Here is a 24,752-nt window from a genome sequence, read left to right on the forward strand (position 1 = left end):
CGCGGTGCCGGGAGCCTGAGGACGATAACGCCGCCTTCGCCCGCCATCACTGAAGGAGACGACATGGCCACGATCTATCTTGCCGGAGGGTGCTTCTGGGGTGTCGAGAAGCTCATGGCTTCAGTGCGTGGCGTGAGCTCGACAGAGGCCGGGTACGCCAACGGCACGACCGACTCGCCCACGTACAGTGACGTCGTCACCGGCCGGACCGGATATGCGGAGACCGTGCGCGTCGACTATGACCAGTCCGTCGCGCCTCTGCCGTTCCTGCTCAAGATCTTCTTCGAGGCCATCGACCCGACCTCGCTCAACCGGCAGGGCAACGATGTCGGCACGCAGTACCGCACCGGCATCTACTACAGCGACCCCGCCGACCTTCCGCTCATCAAGCGCTCGGTCGCGAAGCTCCAGGAACAGTACGCGGAGCCTGTCGTCGTTGAGGTCGAGCTACTGGGCGCCTACACCTCGGCCGAGGAGTACCACCAGGACTACCTCGACAAGAATCCCGGCGGGTACTGCCACATCGACTTCCGGCTGTTCGCGAAGGCTGCCGAAGCCGTCCCGGACGCGTCGCACTTCGAGTAGCAGAGGGCAGGCAGCGTCATGCTGCTCGCGCCGAGGTGCTGCGAGCGATTGAGTAGGCACTAGCAGCTTCAGCGGCTCTGTTCGGGAATGCGCCGAGACGTTTTGTTGCTTTTTCCCGGTCAAGCTACTAGAATGTCAGTGTGTTGCGCGAGAGCGCAACCCCCTTACCCCTGAGCCTCAAGGTGCCGGCCTTGGGGCTCCCTTAATTTTCCGCATGATGGCGTGCCTAATTCGTCGATCATTTTTCGTTTATACGATAAAGTCTGAGTCAGTTTGTGACGATAGACCTTGCATGATCATCTCAAGCGAGCAAGCACAAAAAGCCATAGAGTATCTTCAGATGGCAAGCCCTTATGACCTTCCGGCACGGGAGTATTCAGCGGGTGCACCGGTATGCCCTGGTTTTCTCGGTAAAGTTTGCAATGAACTCCTGAAGTTACCTGATTCTCGAGAAGATCGGATTTGGCAAGCGCGTCAGGCTATCGTTGGACATCCGCCAGAAGCGGCCCTGGTCGCTGAAAAGATGATCGCGCGGATACTTTCTGATAGTTTGCGCTGATCAGCACCGGTGCGTTTTATCTCGCTGGAATCTCCGCGGGTTCACCTGCATAATTATGTAGCTACTGGCCCCGGTCTTGGAGATACCCATGCGCGCGAATCCGCTCACCACGCTTCTTACTCTAGTTGTAAATCTTTTTGTGATATTGGCAGCTGCGATGGTTGTGGTGACAACCGTTCGCTTTTTTGGGGCACTATCCGCTCATCCAATCGGACAGACTGTTGTTGAACTCGGATCGATAATCACGATTCCACTCGGCATCAACCTGGTCAAGACACCTTTCGGCGGCGTATTCGATGCTAATGCCGCCCTGACTGCAGGTATATTTATGCTAGTTGAGTGGTTAGTTAGTGCTTTGCGCAATCGCTTGTAGATATACAGGGCATTTGGCAATATGAACTCTACGTCGCTTGGAGGAATCAGTGGATTACAAGCGTGAGCGTATTGGCGACCTGTTGATCGCTGAAGGGATGGTAACTCCTGAGCAGCTGGCAGACGCACTGGCAGTTCAGGCGCGCGAGGGGGGCAAGCTCGGCGAGATATTCGTTCGCCAATTGGTGCTGAGTGAAGATATGATCGCGAGCGCTCTGGCGAGCCAAAAGGGATTGGAGCACGTTTCGCTGCTCACTTACCCGGTGGACAGGGCGGTCGCACAGCTGATACCGGAGCGAATGGCCAAGCGGAACCGGATCATCCCCATTGCTCTTAGTGACGGGGAACTGACGCTTGCCATGGCCAACCCCTTAGATATTGAATCGATCGATGACGTCGAGCTCCGAACGGGCTATCACGTTCGCCCCGTGGTCACAGCGCCTACACAGATAAGGCATGCCATCGATAGATATATCGTCTCTGCCGATGCGCTTCAAGACATAGTTGACAATGCTCAGGATGTAGACGAAACACAGTTTGATCTTCAGATAGCCGAGGACGTTCCTATCGTTCGGCTCGTCAACCAGCTGGTTCGCGAGGCCGTAAATGATGGGGCCAGCGATATTCACTTTGAGCCCGGCGAGAAATCGATGACCATCCGCTATCGCGTGGACGGGGTCTTGAGAAAGGTGATGGAGTTGCCCGCTAGCGTTAAAGCGGGCGCGATCAGCAGATTGAAGATCATGTCCGAGATGGATATCGCCGAGAGAAGGCGCCCGCAAGATGGGAGAATATCCGTCAGAGTTGATGATCGCCCGGTGGACATCAGGGTGGCAAGTCTTCCTACGCCGCACGGCGAGGCGATAACGCTTCGGATACTCAACTCTGAGCTATCCTTTCACTCCATTGATGATCTTGGCCTGTGCAAGTCGCACGAGGAAGCTCTCTATCGGCTGATCAAGAAGTCGTACGGCGCAGTGCTTGTATCCGGGCCTACCGGATCGGGAAAATCGACAACCCTCTACGCTATATTGCACGAGATCAACGATCCTGCCCGTAAGATCATTACGATTGAGGATCCGGTCGAATATCAACTCGCGGGAGTTACCCAGATGGCGGTGAACGCTCGCATCGGCCTTACGTTCTCGGCAGGACTTCGGACGATATTGCGATCGGACCCCGATGTCGTAATGGTTGGCGAGGTTCGCGACCCGGAAACCGCCGAGATAGCGATTCGCTCTGCCCTGACGGGTCACCTGGTTCTGACCTCGATCCACACGAACAATGCTCCGTCAGCCCTTACAAGGCTAACTGACATGGGAGTGGCACCCTACATTACGTCCTCAGCTATCGCGGGCGTAGTCGCGCAACGGCTCGTAAGAGCGTTGTGTCAAGAGTGCAAGATCCCACTAAAGGTCCCGAAATCCAGGCTGCTGGCCGCGGGTTTCTTGCCGGAAGAGGCCGCATCTGTGGTGCTCTTTGGTCCAGGAGGTTGCGAGAAGTGTGGTGACTCCGGTTACAAGGGGCGCCTTGGAATCTTTGAGGTTATGGAGATGCACGATGAAATGGTCGTTGCGTTTTTGGATAGAGCTCCAGCCGAGCGCCTCAGGGATCTGTCGCTCGCTGCCGGCATGATTCCGCTGCGAAGAGATGGCCTGAACAAGGTCGTAGACGGGGTGACCTCCCTGGATGAGGTTGATCGGGTGGTGTTTGAGTGAGGGGCTACTCAGGGGGTCGTGCGATACTTCTCGTTCTCGATGGCGTAGGAGCTGGCGCTCTTCCGGACGCTGCGGAGTATGGCGACAGCGGTTCTAACACTCTTGCCAACGTTGCTAACGCTGTCGGAGGGCTCGATACCCCGAACCTGCAAAAGATGGGGCTAGGCAACATTTTGTCGATCCCGGGAGTTCCACCGACAGCCGAGCCGATCGCTTCCTGGGGCCGAAACAGAGAGGCGAGTGCCGGAAAAGACACGACCACCGGACACTGGGAGATGATGGGCTTAGTGATTCCTCGGCCATTTCCCACATACCCGCAAGGTTTTCCCGCCGATGTTCTCGAAGCGTTTACACGCTACACAGGCCTTGGCTGGCTTGGCAACTACCCCGCAAGTGGCACGGAGATCATCCAAGAACTCGGCGAGGAACACGAAAAGACAGGTTTTCCCATTGTGTACACAAGCGCCGATTCCGTGTTTCAGATCGCCGCACATGAGCAGGTCATCGATATTTCGCGTCTTTACGATGTGTGTTCCATAGCTCGCGAGAAGGTGTGTGTCGGCGAGCACGCTGTCGGACGCGTGATCGCGAGGCCTTTTATTGGACCCGATAGTGACGGGAGATACGTTCGCACTCACCGGCGTCGTGATTTTGCGATACCTCCATTCGAGAGAACGGTCTTGGACACCTTGGCCGAGAACGGTGTAGTCACCTACGGCATCGGAAAGATCGGTGAAATCTTTGCATGGCAGGGTGTCTGTGAGTCGCCCCATACAACGGACAACATGGACGGGTTTTCAAGGCTTGTCGACAGGGTTGCCTCCGATGATTCGGGATTTGTGTTCGCCAATCTTGTTGATTTCGACATGATCTGGGGTCATCGCAACGATGCTGAGGGGTTTGCCCGAGGACTTCATGACGTTGATGCCCGGATGCCGGAGTTGTTAGACGCCATGAATATGGGCGATCTGCTCATCATCACCGCCGATCACGGATGCGATCCTACGACTCCTTCCACCGATCATTCAAGGGAGCATACTCCGCTCATCGGCTATATCAAGGGTCTGGATAGGGGAGTCTCGCTGGGTGTCAGGTCGACCTTCGCCGACATCGGAGCTACCATTCTTGACTTCTATGGCATCGCCGAGAAACGTACATGGGGTGCTTCGTTTCTGAGTGAGATGAGATCCGCATGAAGACATTCGAAGAGCTAATCGAGGTCAAACGAGACGGCCGCTCGCATACCCCGGAAGAGATCGACCGCATCATTCTCGGGTTCGCCAGAGGGGAGATGCCCGACTACCAGATGGCTGCATGGTTGATGGCGGCCTATATCAATGGCCTTTCCGCAGATGAAACCGTCTGGATTACAGACGCGATGGTTCGCTCCGGAGAGATTTTGGATTTGACGTCGATTGAGGGAGTCAAAGTCGACAAACATTCAACAGGCGGGGTGGCCGATACGACGACACTCATAGTAGCCCCGCTAGTCGCTGCGAGCGGGGTGCCTGTCGCCAAGATGTCTGGCCGCGGCTTGGGTCATACTGGTGGAACCCTCGACAAACTCGAGGCAATTCCAGGGTTTCGGGTCGAGCTTGCGCCGGGTGAGTTTATCGAGCAGGTGCGAAATATCGGAATTGCGGTGATCGCTCAAAGCCCGAAGATTGATCCTGCCGACAAGCTCATATACGCCCTTCGCGATGTGACCGCCACTGTGCCAAGCGTGCCTTTGATCGTCGCGAGCATTATCTCGAAAAAGATCGCCGGTGGCGCGGACGCCATCGTACTGGACGTGAAGGTCGGCTCCGGCGCTTTTATGAAATCCGAGCAGGAAGCCTTGACGCTGGCACAGGAGCTAAAACGAGTCGGTGGCGCTTTGGGCAAGAAGGTGGTGTGCGTGCTGACCGATATGGATCAGCCGCTCGGTACCTCCATCGGAAACTCACTCGAGGTTCACGAAGCCATCGAGATGCTTAGCGGCAGAGGATCACGTGAGCTTCATGAGGTTGTCATGTCGCTGGGGGCCATTATGATGACCTTAGGTGAGGTCGCAAGCGATCAAGATGAGGCGCGAGCTCTCCTGGAAGACGCACTTGCTTCAGGCCGGGCGCTTGACAAGTTTGCTCAGTGGATAGAGTGCCAGGGTGGAAATCCGGATGTCGCAAGGCGTCCCGAGCTGTTGCCGCAGGCAGCATATGCGAGGTCAGTTGCGGCTACCCAGACAGGGTATATATCTGCCTTCGATGCTGAAAGTGTAGGGCGAGCGGCGATGATTCTGGGGGCAGGCCGAGTCAGGACCGATGATTTGATAGATCCTGGAGCGGGTATCAGGCTTCATAAACGAAAAGGGGACCATGTGAGTGTTGGTGAGACAATCGCGACACTTTTCACCTCTGACGAGCAACTTTTTGTCTCGGCGGAGCAAAGATTTCTCTCTGCGGTTATGATCAGTGAAGAGCCGGTATTGCCAGGACCGATCCTTATTCCTGTCGATTAGCCACCTTGGGCCAGATGTGCAGATCGTAGTCGGACACGCAAATCCTGATTTTGATGCTTACGCCGCCATGGTAGCCGCGACGAAGCTGTTTCCCGGCGCCAAAGGGGTTTATCTGGGTACGCAAAACCCGAACGTGCGCGCTTTTCACAATCTGCACCAGGATTTCCTGGACCTTGTCGACTTGAAAGGGCTCGATTTAGACGCGATTACGCGGATGATCATTGTGGATACTCGCGATCCTGGTAGGATCGGTGAGCTCAGTGAGGTCGCCAGACGCGCCGACGTCGAGATCATCATCTATGATCACCATCCACCAGCTCAAGGCGATCTTGCGGTTACAGATGATCGCTCGATGCAGGTCGGCGCGACGACATCTATCCTGGTGCACGAGATACACACACGCGGAATTCAACTCACGCCACTGGAGGCGAGCCTGTTGCTTCTCGGTATTCATGAGGACACAGGATCCCTGACGTACCCCGGAGCGACAGCGTATGATGCGCAGGCTGCCACGTTTTTGATGGAGGCAGGCGCCGATCTTGAGGTTGTAAATCAGTTTCTCTCCCGCACACTCGACGCTTCGCAGCGTGAGTTACTCGACATGCTCATCGCATCACTTCAGGTCTGGCAGATCAATGGCCAGTCGATCGTCGTTAGCTGGGCAAGCACAGACAGATACGTCGACAGCGCGAGCGTGCTTACGCACTATATCACCGAGGACATGGGTCACCGCGTCGCGATAGCGATCATTGAAATGCCCGAGAGAACCCAGGTCGTCGCGCGCTCCAGGATGCCGGAGATTGATGTCGGGGCTGTCATGGCTCGAATCGGGGGAGGAGGGCATCCGCAGGCCGCCTCAGCCGCTTTTCGCGGGGACTCTCTTGATTCGCTGCTAAGCGATATTCGCCAGGCATTGGAAGCTGAGGTCAGACCGCCGCTTAGGGCATCGGACATCATGTCTTCGCCGGTAAGGGTTATCGGCCCGGACGAATCGATGAGAGCGGCCGGAGCGCTCATGATGCGCTGGGGGCACGGTGGATTGCCAGTTGTGGCGGACTCCCGGATAGTTGGCCTTGTGACCCGCAAGGATTACGACAAGGCGCACCGCCACACTCTTGATCACGCCCCTGTTCGCGGGTTCATGGCTCGCGAGGTTCTCTCTGTCTCTCCCGACACCGATCTTTCCGAGCTCGAGCGATTGCTGGCGACCGCCGGTATCGGCCGATTACCGGTCGTAAAAGGCGACGAGCTTATCGGGATCGTCACACGAAAAGACCTTCTTCGCGCACAACACGGCGATGAATATCTTGACAGAAAAGCTCCGGGGATCCGGGAGAGACGCAAAACGCAGTTCCTATTTGGCGTCGAGTCTCTCCTGCCACCTAAAGCTGGCCAGATACTGCAAGAGATAGGGATGTTTGCCGAGGAACGCAACGTTCGCGCACACGTTGTCGGCGGTTTTGTCAGAGATATCTTGCTCGGACGTCCAAATCTGGATATAGATGTTGTAATCGAGGGCGACGGCGTCGATTTTGCGCTCGCCGCAGCGAAGCGATTTGGGGTCAGGGTCAAGATACACAGACGTTTTGGGACCGCGATTCTCATCATGTCAAGGACGCTTCATATCGATGTGACAAGCGCCCGCACCGAGTACTACACACGTCCCGGCGCACTTCCGACAGTGGAGCGTTCTTCCTTGCGACAGGACCTTTTCCGCAGGGATTTTTCGATCAACGCGATGGCGGTTTGCATAAACCCTGAATGCTTCGGTCAGATAGCCGATCCTTTTGGAGGGCTCAAGGATCTGGAGCGACAGAGCCTTCGGGCTTTGCACACTCTTTCGTTTATCGAGGACCCGACGAGAATACTGCGCGCGGCGCGCTTTGAGAAGAAATTCGGTTTTCGGCTCGAGCCGACGAGCGAAGAATCGGCGCAAAGAGCCGTTGGGATGAATCTACTCAAGGAGGTTTCCGGCGCCCGGATTCGCGAGGAGATGCTCGACATCATCGACGAGGAGTCGCCCTCCGCGGTATTTGAGCGATTGCTTGAGCTCGGGGCATTGGGCGTGCTCTTCTATGCGCATGCAGATCCCTCAAGCGTCATCAGGTCACTTCAGGCAACCGAGCGGGCCTACTTTGAGATCGCACAGTGGTTTGCCCGTACTCCTCGGCGTAGAGTCGTTCTGATCGCGTCTTTACTTCATGGCGCAAAAAGGCCTATTGCCGAGCGATGGCTCAAGCACCTGCGCTTTGGCCGTGAGTATTCGCAGGCGGCCATCGCGGTGGCGGATAAAGGGCCATCCTTGTTGAAGGCCCTGAGCAACAACCGCAAGATGCGTGATAGCAGGTTGTACCATCTGCTCAAGCCAATACCGGATGAGGCCCTCGTCTGGCTGTGGTCGATGGCGGATGAGAAGGCCAGACCTCGTGTGGAAAGATACATCCAGGAGCTCTCCCGCATTAGATGCGCTGTGACCGGTGACGACCTGACTGCAGCGGGACTAACTCCCGGACCGGCATATTCCGCTATACTTGCCGAGGCTCTCGACATCAGGCTCGATGGCCGCGCCGTTGGCAGAGAGCAGGAGCTGGCGTCGTTGGGTCGCCTTATCGCAAAACATCAGCGTAAAGCAGAAAAATGTGAGGAGAATCTGTGTCGACCGAGTTGATCATTAGTATAGCGATCGGCGTGCTACTCATGATTCCGGCAATTGTCTTTCACGAGGTAGCGCACGGCTATGTGGCCTACCTCCTCGGCGACAGTACCGCTAAAAATCAAGGGAGACTCTCTCTCAATCCGATACGTCATGTCGATCCGTTTGGAACGCTCTTGCTACCACTGATACTTCTTGTCGGAAGCGGCGGCCAGATGGCGTTCGGTTACGCCAAGCCGGTACCGGTCAATACAGCGGCCTTTGCCAACCAGCGCGTCGGCATGTTTTTGACTGGCATAGCCGGGCCAGCAACGAACCTCATGATGGCACTCGCTGCGGGGTTGGCGTTTCGGGCGACTGCCTTCATGGGCGAGGGAATCGCTGCGGCTATTCTCGGCTATATACTATTGAGGTTTGCCCTTTTGAACCTGGTGTTGATGTTCTTCAACTTGATACCGTTGCCGCCACTCGATGGATCGCGGATCATCCCGCTTTTCCTTGACGATCGCAAGATGCGCATATACCACCAGGCAGAGCAGTACGGACTGGTGATCCTCATCGCTGCGGTGTTCCTTTTGCCGCAACTCACAGGGCTTAATCCGCTAGGTTGGTATTTTGGCTTGACGGTAACGCCGCTGCTGAATCTTTTCGCAGGCATCGGCTAGCATAGCTCGCCGGTCAGGTACAATCGCATTCGAAATCCCATCCGTCACCGCGTGATAAGGAAAGCTGTCAGAAGATGATCAGAAAACGGGCACTTACCGGATACCGGCCTACCGGAAAGCTCCATCTGGGCCACTGGTTCGGCAATCTTGGCAACATGCTTCAACTTCAGCATGATTACGACGCATACTACTTCATCGCCGATTGGCACGCCCTCACAAGCGAATGGTCGGACACCAGCCAAATACGCTCTTTTAGCGAGGAGATGGTGCTCGATTGGTGTGCCGCTGGATTGGATCCCGAGAAGTGCACAATCTACAGGCAGTCCGACGTGCCTCAAGTGGCTGAGCTCATGATGTACTTCACCATGGTCACCCCGATGTCATGGCTGGAAAGAGTCCCCAGCTACAAGGAACAACGCGAGCAGGTCGTCGACAAGGATCTCGGAAATGTAGGATTCTTCCTCTACCCACTGCTGCAAGCCGCCGACATCGCAATCGTGCGATCGGATGTCGTTCCAGTTGGAGAAGACCAGCTCCCGCACTTGGAGCTCACTCGCGAGATCGTCCGTCGCTTCAACAATGCGTACGGCGACTATCTCAGGGAGCCCCAGGCGGTTCTTGCGACTCAAGGGGCGCGAGTTCCGGGTACCGATGGTCGCAAGATGTCGAAATCGTACGGCAACGCCATCTATATAGCCGATACCCCAGATGAGATTCGCGCCAAAGTCATGTCGATGATCACCGATCCCGCCCGCAAGCTCAAAACCGATCCTGGAGATCCGGATATCTGTCCTCTCCACCAGATCCATAAGCTGATTGCAAGCGACGAAGAGATCGCTGAGTGGGACGTCTGTTGCCGAGCCGCTCGTTGCGGATGTGTCGCTCACAAGAAGAAGTTCGCCGATGACCTCATCGATTATCTTGCCGAGTTCCGAGAGAGGCGTGCGGCTTTGAGCGCGACACCGGACTTCGCATGGCAGGTGCTCGATGCGGGCGCGAAGAGGGTGTTACCCCTGGCCGAAGAGGTCCTTCAGCACTGCAGGCGCAATCTGGCGATAGACACTACATAAGGACAGTTGAACCGTTGGCTTACAAGGTAAAAACATCGGTTTTCGAAGGTCCCTTCGATCTGCTCTTGCACCTGGTCTCACGCCAGAGGCTTGATATCAACGCGATCTCCATCGTAGAGATCACCGACCAGTATCTTCACTACGTCGATCGAATGAACGATCTTGATCTCGATGTCGCCAGTGACTTTCTGTTGGTTGCCGCGACTCTACTGGAGATCAAAGCTTCATCACTGGCTCCAAAGGAGATGCCTTTTCTTGTAGGCGATGAGCTCGATGACCTTCCCATTGACGAAGCGCGAGATCTTCTTGTCGCCAGATTGTTGGCGTATCAGCAGTTCAAGAACGTCGCACTGGAGCTGGGCGCTCGGATGGAGTCCTCGGCAAGGACGCATCCGCGCAATGCGGGAATCGAGACCCCGTTTGTCAATTTGACGCCGGACTATCTCGGCGGAGTCACCCTCCATACGCTTGCTGTTATCTGTGCGGATCTGGTATCTCGGAGGCGAACATTCCTTTTGGCCGCCGATCATGTCGCCACCAAGCCGATCTCACTCGAAGCGCACTGTCGTGATCTTGCATCGCGACTTGTGAGGGAGAAAATAGTACGCTTCAGCCGGATGTATGAAGGCTCAGCTGTGACCCCGGAGGTGTTAGTCGCAGGGTTTCTCGCGGTGCTGGAGCTATACAAGCGAGGTATCGCCAGTGTTCGGCAGGACGACCTTTTCGGCGACATCATAATTGAGTTGATCGACAAGGAGGCGGCTGAATCGCCTTTTTGGTTGGAGGAGGAACTATGAGCGCCAGTAGCCGGACACACTTGAAGGGTGCACTCGAGGCCCTGTTGTTCGTTAGCGATGAGCCGGTCAGCATCGCGCATCTTGCGCGGGCTCTTGAGGCAGAAGAGGCGGTTGTCGCCTCGGCGCTAAGCGAACTGCAAGCGGAGTATCTTGCCGAGGAGCGAGGTTTCCAGCTAAGAGAGGCTGCCGGCGGATGGCGCCTCTACACACACCCGGCGTATCACGAACAGATCGAGAGCTACATACTCTCATGGGACACCAGGCGAATCACGCAGGCCGCACTTGAGGCTCTCGCGGTTATCGCGTACCACCAGCCGGTCACAAGAGCTGGGGTCAACGCTGTGCGCGGCGTTAACTCCGAAGGCGTCATCAGCTCCCTGGTAGACAAGGGCCTCGTTCGCGAGACGGGACGCGACAAAAACCACAACAACGCGATTCTCTACGGGACGACCCGCTCGTTTCTGGAGAAGTTTGGGCTAAAAAGCCTCGATGATCTGCCTCCGCTCGAAGAGTTCGCCCCGGATCCCAGAACCGAGCGTGCCATCAGAGAGCGCTTGGGTGCGCTCGATGGCTCATCGCTAGATGAGCTTGCGCTCGAGGATCGGGAGGGTTCGGCGGAATCCGAGTGATGAGACTGCAGAAGTTCCTGGCGCGCTGCGGGGTAGCTTCTCGCCGAGCCAGCGAAAAGCTGATCGCTTCAGGGAGGGTGAGCGTAAACGGCGTCGTTGTCACGGGTCTGGCAGAGCGGATAGACCCCGCGGTCGATCTCGTTGAGGTCGATGGCCGCGCTGTCTCACGCGATGAGAGCTTTGTGTACATCATGCTGAATAAGCCCGCTGGTTATATCACTTCGATGGGCGATCCGTTCGACCGGCCTACGGTAAGCGATCTTGTTCCCGATGACTTTGCTGGACTTTTTCCGGTTGGGCGGCTGGATAAGGAGACAACCGGAGCGTTGCTCTTTACAAACAATGGGGAATTGGGATTCAGATTGCTTCATCCGAAGTATCATGTTCAGAAGGTGTATGAAGTTAGGGTAAAGTACCCTGTTACCGATGATCAGGTGCGCAAGCTCACCGAAGGTATCGAGCTCGACGATGGACTTACTTTACCCGCTAAGACCGTGTTGCTCGATGAGGCGAAAGACAAGACCCTCGTGCATCTGACGATCACAGAGGGTAGAAAGCGGCAGGTAAGGCGCATGTTTGCTGCGATATCGAACCCGGTATTGCTCTTGCACAGGGTATCTTTTGGCCCGCTGTCGCTAGGGGATCTTGCAAGTGGGCATTGGCGCCATCTGACCGATGCGGAGATCGAGAGTTTGCTCAGGATTGGAGATGACAGTTGAGCCAGCTACAGAAAACGCCGATGAGGCCGATAAGCGATATCCATGAAGCACTCGCGTTGCTTACCATCATCCCAGGCCCAAAGGCAAAAACTGCACCGACTCCAGCTATAACCCCATGGTTTCCCTGGGTGGGCGCACTTCTCGGCGTAGCGACCGTTGCTCCGCTCGTGGCTATAGGTGCTGTGAACGCTGATAGCGGGCAAGGGGAGTTGCTGGCTCGCGGGGCCGTACTCTTCGCTGCACTTCTTGTTGCGCTTCAGCATCTACTCTCTAGGCTGATCCACTTTTCCGGTCTCGCCGCAGTGGCTGATGCCTGGTGGGGTGGGGGTACTCCGGTTCTAAGGGTAGAGCGACTTGTCGCCGATTCTATCGGAACTAAAGGCGCTGCCGCTGTGGCTCTGGCAACGTTTGTTTGCATCGGCTCAATTTCGCTGATATTGGTAAGCGGACAAGCCATTCTCCTGCTGGCAGCCGTACCCATGCTGGGTCGTTTCTCGGCGATGTTCGGGAGTTGGCTTGGCGCCATTGCGAGCCCGCAAGAGCGATTTTCCGGGCTTATCGGCCGCCCGAACGCAATAGGTTTGCTGATCTTCGCCCTCGCAGTTGTCGCTCTCGGCTACGGAATGTTTCACTTTTATGACCGCTCAGGCTTGATGTGGGCGGCGGCGGGGCTTTTCATAGCCTTGACGGTGCCTCATCAACTTGCTGAGCGCTTTCGCGGCGTGACGCGCGAAGTCACTAACGCCAGCTCTCTAGTCACCGAGATGATCTGTCTGGTGATTGCCGCGATATGGCTGAGCTGGTGAAAGAAGACTTCAGGCCTTTGATCGGAGGATCTGTGGATTACAGTGCGCTCATTCGCAAAGAGCTTGATGACATGACTCCTTACACTCCGGGTCTTAGGGCATCGGAGCTAAGGAAGCGCTTTGGCCGAGACGATTTCATCAAGGTATCGAGCAACGAGTATCACGCCGGACCTGTACCCGAGGCCCTGCGCGCAATAGCCGCGCTCTCTTCTAGAGTGAACCGCTATCCCGACGGCTCAGCCCGAGCGCTAAAGCGACGCATCGCCAAGTGGCTGGACGTCGATCACGCCAATGTTGCTGTCGGCGCTGGCTCCAACGAGTTGATTCGCCTCATAGCTCAGGCGGTCTTGCGCCCAGGTGATGAGGTTGTGTTCTCCTGGCCGAGCTTTGTGGTCTACCCGATGGTTGCTCAGATGTTTGGCGCTACCGCCGTAAGAGTGCCCTTGAGTGAGACGGACACTCACGATTTAGACAGGATGCTTCAGGCCATAACCGAACGTACGAGAATCGTCTTTCTGTGCAATCCAAATAATCCGACGGGCACCATCTACCACCGACTGGCGTTCGAGCGATTTTTGAGCGAGGTCCCCGAGCACGTTCTTGTTGTCGCAGATGAAGCATACTTCGAGTTTGTAACCGATGAGCACTTTCCAGACGCATTGGAGTACTTTGACGGATCGCGTCCCCTATGCGTTCTTCGGACATTCTCCAAGATATATTCGCTAGCCGGGCTTCGCATCGGCTATGGTGTGCTTCCCGAGCCTGTGCGAGTCGCAGTCGATAAACTTCGGGAGCCGTTCAATACGAACATGTTGGGGCAGATAGCGGCATACTACTCCATGATGGCTTACGATGAGATCGACAGACGGACACGGGAAAACGCCGAGTGTAGGACGCGGCTCTGTGAAGCTTTTGATGAGCTGGGATTCGAGTACGCCGCTTCGCAGGCAAATTTCGTTTATCTGAAGTGCGATCGGCCCAAAGAGCTTTTTGAGGCTTTGCTCGGAGAGGGTATTATCGTCAGAGATTTCGGTGATACCCCTGCTTTGAGGGTAACGGTAGCCTCACCGGAAGATACCGATGCAGTAATTGAAGCTTTTGGGAACGCAAGCGTTCGTCTCGGCGGAAATGTATAGATGGGCGGGAAGTTGGAGTTTCCTAGAATCTGCATAATCGGCGTGGGGCTTATCGGCGGCTCGATTGCCTCTGCCGCAAAACGGCTCGATCCGCGTCAGTATATAGTCGGTATCGATATGGACGTCGCTTCGTTGGAGTTCGCGCTCGAACACAACCTGATCGATGAAGGAGCCACCCCTGCAGACTCGGTAGTCAACTCCTGGCTTGGCGCCGATAGTGCCAGCGGTCTTGCCTGTGATCTGGTTTTGCTGGCGACTCCCGCATCATCTGCCGAGGAGTGGTTTCAGGTTTTAGGGGCATCCGGGTTCGAGGGCGTCATAACCGATGTAGCATCGACAAAGCGCAAGGTGCTGGAGGCCGCGCAGCGACACCTGAAGGATCCCGGCGCTTTTGTCGGCGGTCATCCGATGGCGGGATCGGAGGTCAGCGGTGTGACCGCGGCCCGACCCGACCTCTTCAAGGGTGCGTACTATGTGCTTACCCCAACACGTGAGACCAACGCCGAGGCCTTTCGGAAGTTGCACGCATTCGTTGGCTCTTTGGGCGCGCGGGTTCTATCTGTCGATGCCAACGAGCACGACAGCGCGGTAGCTATCATTAGTCACGTTCCCCACGTAACCGCATCCGCACTCGTCGATCTCGCCAAAATTCATGCAGGTGAGGGCGATGAGCTGCTGCGTCTTGCTGCTGGCGGCTTCAAGGATACAACCCGCATTGCCGCTGGTAGTCCCGATCTTTGGACGGGCATCTGTCTGGACAATGCGGACGCCATCGCCGCTGGGGTCGATGAGCTCATAGCGGTTCTCTCGGATTTCGCCGGCAAAGTTCGAGCTCGTGATGGTGAAGCGCTACGCGCATGGCTCGCGCACGCAGCCGATGTCCGGCGCGCACTTCCGGCTCAGTGGGTTCCTGCTACAGAACGTCTAACCGAAGTCATAATTCCGATGGTGGACAAACCAGGCGTCATCAGTGAGGTAACAGCGGCGGTCGGGCGGGCTGGATGTAACATCGAAGCGATCGAGATAGATCACATCTCCGAGGACACGGCGCTGCTTGTGCTCGCCCTTACCGATGAAGGTGATTTCGACAGGCTTTTCAGGGAGCTTGTTTCTTGCGGATATGATCCGTTGTTCAGGCCCATTGAGCCTCTGGAGTGATTTTGCAGTGAAATTTCGAGTATCGCGTTCAGCACAACCGATAAAAGGCGAGATTCGTGTCCCGAGTGATAAGTCTCTCTCGCACAGATCCGTTATGTTCGCCGCCATGGCCGAAGGCGTCTCCCGGATCACCGGGGTGCTCAATAGCGAAGACGTTCACTCGACGATGGCTGCCGTACGGGCGCTCGGCGCCGAAGTTCGCGTTCTCTCTGAAGATCAGTCAGGACTGACAGTCGAGGTCGTTGGTTGGGGTGCGAGAGGGCCTGTGCCGGTTGCGTCTGTGATCGACTGCGGGAACAGTGGAACTACCGCTCGATTGATATGTGGGATCATCGCGCCATGGCCTATCAGCGTTACACTCTCTGGCGATGAGTCTCTATCCAGACGTCCGATGCGAAGGGTCACCGATCCTCTGACGATGATGGGCGCCATCTTTCAAGCCACGCAAGACCGTCTCCCCATGGTCGTGACGGGCGGGACCCTAAAGCCAATCGAATACGCCACACCTGTTTCAAGCGCGCAGGTAAAAAGCGCGGTGCTACTCGCCGGGCTCAACGCCAAAGGAAAAACCGTGGTCATCGAGCCAGCGCCGAGCCGCGATCATACCGAAAGAATGCTGGAGTCCTTCGGTGTGAGGGTGGGACGTGATCCCGAGAAGCTTCGGGCTTGGGTCGAGGGACCGGTCTTGCTGCGAGCATCCGATCTCTCGGTTCCGGCCGATCCTTCTTCGGCTGCCTTTATCGTCGCCGCAGCGCTTGTTGTCCCTGGCAGCAAGGTCGTTATCCACGATGTTTGCCTGAATCCGACCCGGATCGGATTTTTGCGCGTCCTGGAGCGAATGGGCGCGGACATCGAGGTCAACGTCGAGGATGGCCTCCAAGGCGGCGAACCGGTAGGCTCAATCGTCGCACAATTCACTTCTCGGCTGAATCCGACGGTTGTAACCGCCGAGGAGGTTCCCGCGCTGGTTGACGAGATCCCGGTGCTTGCACTTATAGCCGCGACCGCCGCAGGGACAACTCGTTTTGAGGGTGTCGGCGAACTTCGCGTGAAGGAGAGCGATCGTCTCCAGGCTATCTATGACGGAATGGTCGCGCTTGGAGTAAACGCCCGGGCCTCGGAGAGTACGCTTGAGGTCGATGGAATCTCCGATCTGCCAGGCCACCGCGCAGGCTTCGCCTCTGCCTCTCTCGACTCCCTTGGGGATCATCGACTCGCGATGGTGTGGGCGGTTGCCGGGCTGGCGGCTGCGGAGCATATAGAGATCGACAGGTTTGAAGCAGTAAGTGTTTCCTACCCGGGGTTTGCCGACGATATGGCCTCGCTAGGTGCGTGGTGACAAAGATGGAGCTACCTTTGCTGATCGCAATTGACGGTCCCGCCGGCTCGGGAAAATCCACCGTCGCAAAGATTTTGGCAAGGCGGCTTGGGTTTCGCTATCTCGATACAGGCGCCATGTACAGGTGCGTGGCGCTTTTGGCTCTTCGAGCAGGCATAGCCCTCGATGACGACGAAGCCGTAGGCAGGCTCGCAAAATCAGCTGAAATCGAGTTTTCTGTGCTCTCGCCAGAGGGCAGGAACACTGGCGCGATTCTCTCGCAGCAAGTACTTCTCGATGGCGAGGACGTCACCGCTTTGATACGCACCGCAGCCGTCGATGATGCGGTCTCACAGGTATCGAAGTTGCCATCTGTGCGCACCGCCATGCTCGCCAAGCAAAAGGTATTCGGCGAGTCGGGTGAAAGCCTTGTCGCTGAAGGACGCGACACAGGTACTGTTATCTTTCCCGACGCGAAGCTCAAAGTTTATCTCACGGCATCGGCTTCCGAGCGAGCGAAGCGCCGTTATACCGAGTTTACCGGCCGAGGAGAGCAGGTCAGCTCGGCGGCTGTAAGCGAAAGCATGAACGCCCGTGATGAGGCGGACGCCACTCGGCAGGTGGGTCCGCTGACAATCGCATCCGATGCGCATGTAATCGATACCACCGGTGTCTCCATCGATGAGGTCGTCGACAGAATTGTCGCGTTAGCGAAGGCTTGATGATGTCAACTGTCGATCCACTGCGGCCAACTGGGAACTTTCTTCTGGCTCGCTTCGTCAGGATCATCCCGGCGTGGGTGTTTCGGCTCCTTTTCCGGGTGCGCGTCATCGGCGCCGACCGGATTCCTGAAGGGCCGTATATTTTGGCCGGCAACCACATATCTTACGCTGATCCAATGGTGCTCTGGTGCGTTTCCCCGAAGCCGGTGCACTTCATGGCTCACTCGGGTTTATGGAAAAATCCGATCCTCGGCTGGGGTCTTTCGCGCCTATGGGCCTTTCCTGTCCAGCGGCAGGCCGCTGACCGAAACGCACTCAAAATCGCCGAGACCCTACTGAAAAGAGGGGATCCAATCGGGATATTTCCCGAAGGGACGCGTAATATTGAAGGCACGGCCAACCCGCAGCAAGGCGCTGCATTTCTGGCCCTGCGGACAGAAGCGCCCATTGTGCCTGTCGGGATTGCGGGAACAGAGCTGATCAAGCCGCCAGGCGCTCGACTGATTCGGTTTCCCAGACTTACGATCTCTTACGGACAGCCCATTGACCCTAGTGAAATTGCGGTGACCGATCGCAAGGAGCGCATCGAGGTCATGACCGCTATGCTTATGTCGCGCATCGCCGAGGAGATCAGCAACGCCTCTGCGCACAGGACAGGCAGGAGAGATTGAGATGAAAGTCGAGATTGCCCGCTTTGCAGGCGTTTGTTATGGAGTCGAGAGGGCACTGCAACTCGCTGAACAGGCTGTATCGAAGGGACTTCCGGTGCATACGCTCGGGCCCTTGATCCATAATCCACAGGCGGTCAGCGAATTACAGGAAGCCGGGGTGGTTGCGGCTGACACGCCCGATTGTGTTGACAGTGGGATATTGATCATCCGCTCGCACGGCGTGGATCCCGCGATCATTCAGGCCTCGCAGGCCAAGGGATTGCATGTCATCGACGCTACCTGCCCTCATGTTAGCAAGGTGCACGAGGCGGCAAGGAGCCTGAATTCCGAGGGTTACTCGGTGATCATCGTAGGCGAGGCCGATCATCCTGAAGTGGCCGGTATCATGGCGTATGCCGGCGGAGATGCGTTGGTAGTCGAGCGGGCCTGTGAGCTTCCCGAGCATCTGCCTTCACGCAAAATAGGTGTAGTGGTGCAGACCACCCAATCGGCTGCAAGGCTGTGCGAGGTTATCGAATCCATCATTCCCAGGACTCGTGAGATCCGGGTTATCAACACGATTTGCTCGGCAACGGCAAAGCGGCAACGCGCCGCCGAGGAGTTGGCGGCAAAAGTCGATGTGATGATCGTGGTTGGAGGACATAACTCCGGCAACACCACCCGCCTTACCGAAATTAGCACGGCGGTAAATCCGAATACCTACCATATTGAAACCGCCGATGAGATCGATAAAAAGTGGTTTGAATCAGCGCGCACCGTCGGTGTCACCGCCGGGGCGTCGACTCCAGACAAGCAGATGCGCGGGGTCGTGGCCGCTATCGAGTCTTTAGGGTAAGCCCCGTGGGGCGAAGTGCGAAAGCAGAGATAGCTTGTATCGAGCCCGGGTCGCCAGCCGATGTGGCCGGCATCAAGGAAGGCGAACTCGTTGAGGCCGTCGATGGCCAGCCGGTTTCAGATATCCTGGATTGGCAGTGGCTTAGCGCCGACGACGAGATGGTCTTGACGCTAAGTGGCAAGGATCACTCCTCGCGGCTCGTGAATATTTCACGCCCGCCGGGGACTGGCTGGGGAATCGAGTTTTCCTCGGCGATATTCGATAGGGTGCGCACCTGCCAAAACGACTGCGTGTTTTGCTTCATAAGCCAGCTTCCCGCCGGGTTACGTGACTCTCTTTACGTCCGGGATGATGACTACCGCCTTTCGTTTTTGTACGGCAACTTTGTGACGCTGACGAACCTGACCGAGCTTGACGTCGAGCGAATCATCGAACAGCAACTTTCACCGCTCTACGTTTCCTTGCACTCCGCTGACGCTGCAGTGCGGGAAAGGATCGTCCGTACGCCTTGTGATCGCGCACTTGAGCGGGTCGAGAAGTTGCTAGCCGCTGGTATTGAGATGCACATTCAGATAGTGCTCGTTCCTGGCGAGAACGATGGCACCCATCTTGAGCAGACGCTTGACTGGCTTGAGCGCCTGGATGGAGTTGTCTCCGTCGGGATTGTGCCTCTTGGTTATACGGCGCATCAAAGCCGCTTTAGTCGCTCATTCGAGGATCCGCTCGATGCCGCCCGTGTCATTTCGCAGGTCGCACCAAGACAACACGTGAGAAGGATGCGCGACAAGATGACCTGGGTGTATCTCGCCGATGAGTTCTATTTGAACGCCTTGGCGCCCCTTCCCGAAGCCTTTTTTTACGATGATTTTCCGCAGTACGAAAATGGAATCGGTATCGCCCGAGCATTTGTCGATGATTTCGAGGCTGCTCGTGACAGGATAACCGAATCCCTTGCGCTTCTACCTAAGCGCAACTCTATCAGCATCGTATCCGGGGAGATGGCAGCGGGTATCCTGGCTGACGCTTTTGAGAGTGCAGGCGCAGGCCAAAAAGTGCGTGTGCTTGGAGTTGCGAACAGGTTTTTTGGCGGCAACGTCAAGGTCACTGGGCTCCTGACCGGCCGCGATATAGTCGATGTAATCGCCGCGGACAACCCTGGAGGAGAGAGCGTCTATATCGTACCGAAGATCATATTCAACTCCGGCGGAGTGACGCTCGACGGCTTTACCGCCGATGATCTCGAATCGCTTGGCGACAAACGGGTAGCGTTTGTCTCGTCGGATTCACAGGGACTGCTGGAAGCCCTGGCGCTTGGTATCCGGTAGTGCCCCAAGCCAACCAAACTCTAGCGCCGAGAAAAGAAGGTTATCTCTCCATAAATGGTATTCTGATCTTCTACCGGCGTTGATTTAGTGGCGCCGATATACCGGCAGACAGGTTCACTCGGCTTACAGGATATTTGGTGATCTCACTATGGCTTTACCGATAGTTGCGGTTGTAGGGCGCCCCAATGTGGGCAAATCCACCTTCGTCAACCGAATAGCTCAGGTAAACGACGCGATCGTGCACGAGATGCGAGGGGTCACGCGTGATCGCTCGTATTATCGAGCGGATTGGAACGGCAAGGACTTTTTGCTGATCGACACCGGCGGTATCGAGACCGCCAAGGACGATCCGTTCGCGGAGTCTATTCGCACTCAGGCACTTGTGGCTGCGCAGGAGGCAGACGTCATTGTGGTGCTTGTCGATGGGCAGGTCGGAGTATTGGAGGGCGACGAGAGTGTTGCTCGGCTTCTGAAAAAGGCCGGCAAGCCGATATTTCTTGCGGTCAACAAGATGGACACTCCAGACAGATCCGACGAAGCGCACTTATTTTGGGGCCTGGGGCTCGGTCAGCCATGGGCGGTTTCGGCGACCCACGGTCACGGAACCGGCGATTTGCTTGACGCTATCGTCGAGGCGCTTCCGGAAGCAGTCGAAGATGACGACTCCGGCGCGATCAACGTCGCCATTATTGGCCGCCCAAATGCGGGCAAATCCTCGCTGCTCAACAAGTTGGCTGGTAGGGACCGTGCCATTGTCAGCGATGTAGCCGGCACTACCCGCGATGCGCTCGACATTCTTCTTGAGCGCGATGGGAAGAGTTATCGGTTTGTGGACACGGCAGGCATTCGCAGGAAGTCACAGATAGACCAGGATGTCGAGTACTACGGATTCGTTCGCGCCATGCGGGCGATAGACAGGGCGTCTGTTGCGCTGCTGGTGATCGATTCGACCATCGGGGTGACCGATGGCGATCAGCGTATCGCGCGATTCGCCGAGGAGCGGGGCACCGCGCTGGTGATTCTCCTCAATAAATGGGACCTTCTGGCCGACGACGAAGAGCGTGATGAGATTATTTTCGGGGTCAAGGAGAAACTGGGTTTCGTCAGCTACGCGCCTTACATTCGCATCAGCGCGCTCACTGGCGCCAAGGTTCACCGGATATTTACGGAGATCGACAAGGTCTATGCCTCATATACCCGAGAGATCTCAACGAGCAGCCTCAATCGCCTGCTTTCCGAGATGCGTGATTTTGGGCATACGGTAAGCAAAGGAGGGGTCGCGCTAAGAGTTCACTATGTGACGCAAACGCATGTCGCGCCGCCAGGATTCACCTTCTTTGCGAACCATCCCAAGTTGGCGGATGAATCCTTCAAGCGATATGTCGAGAATCGGCTGAGGGAAAGGTTCGAGCTCTCAGGTACGCCTGTCACTATCAAGTTCAAACCGAAGAGTTGACATCGATGGATTTTATTCCGTTCGCAATAATTTCGGCTGTCTCATACCTTGTCGGCGGCGTTCCGTTCGCGCTTTTGGTCGGAAAGGTGTTTTACCGAACGGATATTCGCCAGCACGGCTCCGGAAATCTTGGGGCCACGAACGTCTTTCGCGTTTTGGGCTGGAAGGCGGGGCTTGCGGTATTCCTGCTTGATGCCGGTAAGGGTGCGCTGGCCGTCTCGGCCGCTTCCTTTTTGAGTCCCCATCCGCCGGGTGAGATTATGCAAGATGTCACTTATATTATTGGCGCGATTATGGCGGTGCTAGGGCACTCCTACTCTCCATTCATACGCTTCAGGGGCGGCAAAGGTGTGGCCACCGCATCTGGCGCACTGTTGATCATCACGCCGTTGGCGTGGCTTGTCATGCTTGTGGTGTTTATCGGAGTTGTCGCGGCAAGCAAGATGGTTTCTCTCGGCTCGATTATCATCGCTACCATCTATCCGGCTTTATCTCTGTTGATTTACCCTGATCGCCCAGCCATATTCGTACTGGCTCTTATTACCGCAGCGCTTGTTATCTGGCGCCACAGGATGAATATTAAACGCATCATGAAAGGCCAGGAGAGTAAGATATTCGATAAAAGCACGCTGCTTTCCGCATCAGCCGAGGTCGAGCCTGCCGAAGTGAAAGTGGACGAAAGCGAAGACAGGGGGCAGTGATGAACATCGCCGTTATCGGAGGAGGCTCCTGGGGCACGGCTGTAAGTTGGCTGCTTGCCTGCAAAGGCTATCGCGTGTCGCTTTGGACCCGTGAGGTCGAAATCGCTGAGGCGATAAACTCGACCGGGCGCAATCCGGTCTATCTGACCGGTGTCGAGCTCGGCTCATCCGTAAGCGCTACTTCTGACATGGAGAAAGCGCTTTTCGGGGTTGATGCTGCCGTTGTCGTGACCCCCAGTGTCGCCATGCGATCCGTCGCTGAGCGGATGACTCCACATGTCCCGCAAAGCATGCCCGTTATCGTTTTGTCCAAGGGGATAGAAGAATCAACGTTGATGCTCATGACCGAGGTGCTAGCAGACGTTATGGGTAATCGCAATCGTTTCGCCGCCCTGTCGGGACCAAACCATGCCGAGGAAGTCAGCAAGGGCATTCCTTCGGCTACCGTTGTCGCCGCATATGCGGACTCGGTCGCGCGCTACTTCCAGGAAATCTTCATGACCTCGGTGTTTAGGGTCTACACAAATCCCGATGTCACTGGAGTTGAGTTGTGCGGAGCCTCGAAAAATGTCATAGCGATCGCGGCGGGTATGTCAGATGGTCTTGGATATGGCGACAACACGAAGGCGACACTGATGACTCGCGGCCTCGCTGAGATGGCTAGATTAGGCGGCAGGCTCGGCGCGAATCCGCTTACATACATGGGACTTGCCGGGATCGGCGACTTGATCGCGACATGCACGTCAAGGCACAGCCGCAATCGTGCGTTGGGGGAGCATGTGGCAAAAGGGGGCTCGGTGGAGTCGTTCACGGCCCAAACGCATATGGTTGCAGAGGGTGCTTTTAGCTGTGTGACGGTTGATGAGATTGCGACTCGAGAGGGGATAGAGCTACCGATAACTCGTCAGGTACGTGCCATCTTGCATCAGGGAGGCACCCTAAACGACGCAGCACGCTCTTTGATGGGGCGTGAAGCGCGCGATGAGTGGCATGGCATGGGTCTTGTGGAAGAGTGAGCCCGCCTCGCAAAGGTCTGCTATGATGTACACAACTTTGTGTACATGCAAGTAATGGTTCGACCTTTCGAGCAAGGGGTATTCCATGCGAGTAAACACTGTCGAACGTAAGGTATCAATCGATGATGGAATTTCGGCGCGAGTGGCCGCCCTTATTGAGCGTCGCGACTCACTAAAAAGCGCCAATCGCTATTTCTACCTGAAGGCAATCTCAGGCCCAACCAATAATCGTGTTCAGACCTCCGATGGCCGTGAGTATGTGATGCTGGCCTCCTACAGCTATCTCGGGCTGATCGGACATCCGAAAATCGATGCTGCGGCCAAGGAAGCGATAGGGGAGTATGGTACCGGCGCCGGCGGAGTCAGGTTGCTTACCGGCACCATGGAACTGCACGAGCAACTCGAAGCCAGAATCGCCAGGTTCACCGGCCGAGAAGATGCTTGCGTCTACTCCAGCGGCTACTCAACCAATATCGCGATCATCACCGGCTTGACCGGTCCCGGAGACCTTGTGCTCATGGACAAGCTCGATCACGCTTCGATAGTTGACGGCGCTTTGCTTTCGGGCGCCAAATGGAAAACTTATCGCCACAACGATATGGGCCATCTTGAGAAGCTGCTCGCCGAGGCCAAAGGCGCGTACAACACGATCCTCGTGGTGGCTGACTCCGTCTTTTCGATGGACGGCGATCTGATGGATCTGCCGAGAACGGTAGAGCTTTGCCGGAAGTACGGCGCGAGACTGATGGTGGACGAGGCGCACTCCATCGGATCTTTGGGCGCTACAGGGCACGGAATCGAGGAGCACTTCGACATGCCTGGCGTGATCGACTTGAAGATGGGCACTCTCTCCAAGGCTATACCCTCTGTCGGCGGCTATTTAGCCGCATCCCACGAGATCGTCGAGTATCAGCGCCATATGTCCCGGCCGTTTATATTCTCGGCAGCGCTTCCACCCGCGCAGGCAGCCGCCGCGATTGCGGCTTTCGACGTGATAGAAGATGAGCCCGAAAGAGTGACAGCTTTGCATCGAATCACCGAAAAATACACAAATGGGTTGAAGGCCCAGGGCTGGAACACGATGGAGTCGGAGAGTTGCGTCGTCCCGGTTTTAATCGGAGATGAGGCCAAGACTATGGATTTGACGAGAATGCTCTTCGACCGAGGTGTTTTTGTTTGCCCCATTGTCCACCCAGCGGTACCTCGCGGCATGGATCGTCTGAGGACTTGCCTTATGGCTACACACACTGAAGCCGACATCAAGCTGGCGCTCGAGGCGTTTCACGAGTCAGGCAAGAAGCTCGGGCTCATCTGATCTTTATTGGCCGCGCGATCTATTTAGCC

24 protein-coding genes are annotated in these 24,752 nt (G+C 56.3%); all 24 read left to right on the top strand.

The genetic code is table 11. From position 1 onward, the window contains the following. The first annotated feature begins 63 nt into the window (after window positions 1-63). The 24 genes from msrA to KGZ89_05210 all read left to right on the top strand — a co-directional run bounded on the left by msrA (window position 64) and on the right by KGZ89_05210 (window position 24,723). Entirely contained in the window at window positions 64-585 is a 522-nt protein-coding gene (gene msrA, locus KGZ89_05095) for a peptide-methionine (S)-S-oxide reductase MsrA (GenBank protein ID MBS3974225.1), read from the top strand. A gap of 292 nt (window positions 586-877) precedes the next feature. Then, the gene (locus KGZ89_05100; GenBank protein MBS3974226.1) at window positions 878-1,144 is read left to right on the top strand and encodes a hypothetical protein; all 267 of its coding nucleotides are present in this window, start codon (window positions 878-880) and stop codon (window positions 1,142-1,144) included. An 88-nt stretch (window positions 1,145-1,232) separates the two neighbouring features. Next, window positions 1,233-1,517, top strand: a complete 285-nt coding sequence (locus KGZ89_05105; protein MBS3974227.1) for a hypothetical protein — start codon at window positions 1,233-1,235, stop codon at window positions 1,515-1,517. Between the two features lie 49 nt (window positions 1,518-1,566). Continuing rightward, entirely contained in the window at window positions 1,567-3,234 is a 1,668-nt protein-coding gene (gene tadA / locus KGZ89_05110; GenBank protein MBS3974228.1) for a Flp pilus assembly complex ATPase component TadA, read from the top strand. Further along, entirely contained in the window at window positions 3,231-4,430 is a 1,200-nt protein-coding gene (locus tag KGZ89_05115; protein ID MBS3974229.1) for a phosphopentomutase, read from the top strand. The genes tadA and KGZ89_05115 overlap by 4 nt, the downstream gene beginning before the upstream one ends. Further along, window positions 4,427-5,731: a thymidine phosphorylase gene (locus KGZ89_05120; GenBank protein MBS3974230.1), complete on the top strand. Its 1,305-nt coding sequence runs from the start codon at window positions 4,427-4,429 to the stop codon at window positions 5,729-5,731. Before KGZ89_05115 ends, KGZ89_05120 begins: the two co-directional genes overlap by 4 nt. A gap of 16 nt (window positions 5,732-5,747) precedes the next feature. Beyond that, the gene (locus KGZ89_05125; GenBank protein ID MBS3974231.1) at window positions 5,748-8,399 is read left to right on the top strand and encodes a CBS domain-containing protein; all 2,652 of its coding nucleotides are present in this window, start codon (window positions 5,748-5,750) and stop codon (window positions 8,397-8,399) included. 29 nt (window positions 8,400-8,428) lie between these two features. Next, window positions 8,429-9,049: a site-2 protease family protein gene (locus KGZ89_05130; GenBank protein MBS3974232.1), complete on the top strand. Its 621-nt coding sequence runs from the start codon at window positions 8,429-8,431 to the stop codon at window positions 9,047-9,049. A 74-nt stretch (window positions 9,050-9,123) separates the two neighbouring features. Beyond that, window positions 9,124-10,119 (top strand): tryptophan--tRNA ligase, encoded by a 996-nt coding sequence (gene trpS, locus KGZ89_05135; GenBank protein MBS3974233.1) that lies wholly within the window; start codon window positions 9,124-9,126, stop codon window positions 10,117-10,119. A 14-nt stretch (window positions 10,120-10,133) separates the two neighbouring features. Then, window positions 10,134-10,916 carry a segregation/condensation protein A gene (locus tag KGZ89_05140; protein ID MBS3974234.1) on the top strand — a complete coding sequence of 261 codons (783 nt, stop codon included), beginning with the start codon at window positions 10,134-10,136 and terminating at the stop codon, window positions 10,914-10,916. After that, entirely contained in the window at window positions 10,913-11,545 is a 633-nt protein-coding gene (gene scpB, locus KGZ89_05145) for an SMC-Scp complex subunit ScpB (protein MBS3974235.1), read from the top strand. Before KGZ89_05140 ends, scpB begins: the two co-directional genes overlap by 4 nt. Further along, window positions 11,545-12,264, top strand: coding sequence for an rRNA pseudouridine synthase (locus KGZ89_05150; protein MBS3974236.1), 720 nt, complete (start codon window positions 11,545-11,547; stop codon window positions 12,262-12,264). The genes scpB and KGZ89_05150 overlap by 1 nt, the downstream gene beginning before the upstream one ends. Beyond that, window positions 12,261-13,070, top strand: coding sequence for an adenosylcobinamide-GDP ribazoletransferase (locus KGZ89_05155; protein MBS3974237.1), 810 nt, complete (start codon window positions 12,261-12,263; stop codon window positions 13,068-13,070). Before KGZ89_05150 ends, KGZ89_05155 begins: the two co-directional genes overlap by 4 nt. Further along, the gene (gene hisC / locus KGZ89_05160; protein ID MBS3974238.1) at window positions 13,055-14,206 is read left to right on the top strand and encodes a histidinol-phosphate transaminase; all 1,152 of its coding nucleotides are present in this window, start codon (window positions 13,055-13,057) and stop codon (window positions 14,204-14,206) included. The genes KGZ89_05155 and hisC overlap by 16 nt, the downstream gene beginning before the upstream one ends. Next, complete coding sequence (locus KGZ89_05165) at window positions 14,207-15,364, top strand: prephenate dehydrogenase (protein ID MBS3974239.1); 1,158 nt, start codon at window positions 14,207-14,209, stop codon at window positions 15,362-15,364. Next, the gene (gene aroA / locus KGZ89_05170) at window positions 15,327-16,703 is read left to right on the top strand and encodes a 3-phosphoshikimate 1-carboxyvinyltransferase (GenBank protein ID MBS3974240.1); all 1,377 of its coding nucleotides are present in this window, start codon (window positions 15,327-15,329) and stop codon (window positions 16,701-16,703) included. The genes KGZ89_05165 and aroA overlap by 38 nt, the downstream gene beginning before the upstream one ends. A gap of 5 nt (window positions 16,704-16,708) precedes the next feature. After that, window positions 16,709-17,404, top strand: coding sequence for a (d)CMP kinase (locus KGZ89_05175; protein MBS3974241.1), 696 nt, complete (start codon window positions 16,709-16,711; stop codon window positions 17,402-17,404). 2 nt (window positions 17,405-17,406) lie between these two features. Next, window positions 17,407-18,075, top strand: a complete 669-nt coding sequence (locus KGZ89_05180) for a 1-acyl-sn-glycerol-3-phosphate acyltransferase (protein ID MBS3974242.1) — start codon at window positions 17,407-17,409, stop codon at window positions 18,073-18,075. A 1-nt stretch (window position 18,076) separates the two neighbouring features. After that, window positions 18,077-18,910, top strand: a complete 834-nt coding sequence (locus tag KGZ89_05185; protein MBS3974243.1) for a 4-hydroxy-3-methylbut-2-enyl diphosphate reductase — start codon at window positions 18,077-18,079, stop codon at window positions 18,908-18,910. A 5-nt stretch (window positions 18,911-18,915) separates the two neighbouring features. Next, complete coding sequence (locus KGZ89_05190) at window positions 18,916-20,235, top strand: DUF512 domain-containing protein (protein ID MBS3974244.1); 1,320 nt, start codon at window positions 18,916-18,918, stop codon at window positions 20,233-20,235. A 148-nt stretch (window positions 20,236-20,383) separates the two neighbouring features. After that, on the top strand, window positions 20,384-21,691 hold the full coding sequence (gene der, locus KGZ89_05195; GenBank protein ID MBS3974245.1) for a ribosome biogenesis GTPase Der: 1,308 nt from the start codon (window positions 20,384-20,386) through the stop codon (window positions 21,689-21,691). A 5-nt stretch (window positions 21,692-21,696) separates the two neighbouring features. Then, a complete protein-coding gene (plsY, locus tag KGZ89_05200; GenBank protein ID MBS3974246.1) occupies window positions 21,697-22,392 on the top strand; it encodes a glycerol-3-phosphate 1-O-acyltransferase PlsY in 696 nt (231 codons plus the stop codon). Beyond that, window positions 22,392-23,408, top strand: a complete 1,017-nt coding sequence (locus tag KGZ89_05205) for an NAD(P)-dependent glycerol-3-phosphate dehydrogenase (GenBank protein ID MBS3974247.1) — start codon at window positions 22,392-22,394, stop codon at window positions 23,406-23,408. The genes plsY and KGZ89_05205 overlap by 1 nt, the downstream gene beginning before the upstream one ends. Window positions 23,409-23,493: 85 nt before the next feature. Further along, entirely contained in the window at window positions 23,494-24,723 is a 1,230-nt protein-coding gene (locus tag KGZ89_05210) for a pyridoxal phosphate-dependent aminotransferase family protein (GenBank protein ID MBS3974248.1), read from the top strand. Window positions 24,724-24,752 lie beyond the last annotated feature (29 nt).

This window comes from Actinomycetota bacterium, assembly GCA_018334075.1.
In the GTDB taxonomy this organism is placed as follows: domain Bacteria; phylum Actinomycetota; class Coriobacteriia; order Anaerosomatales; family UBA912; genus JAGXSC01.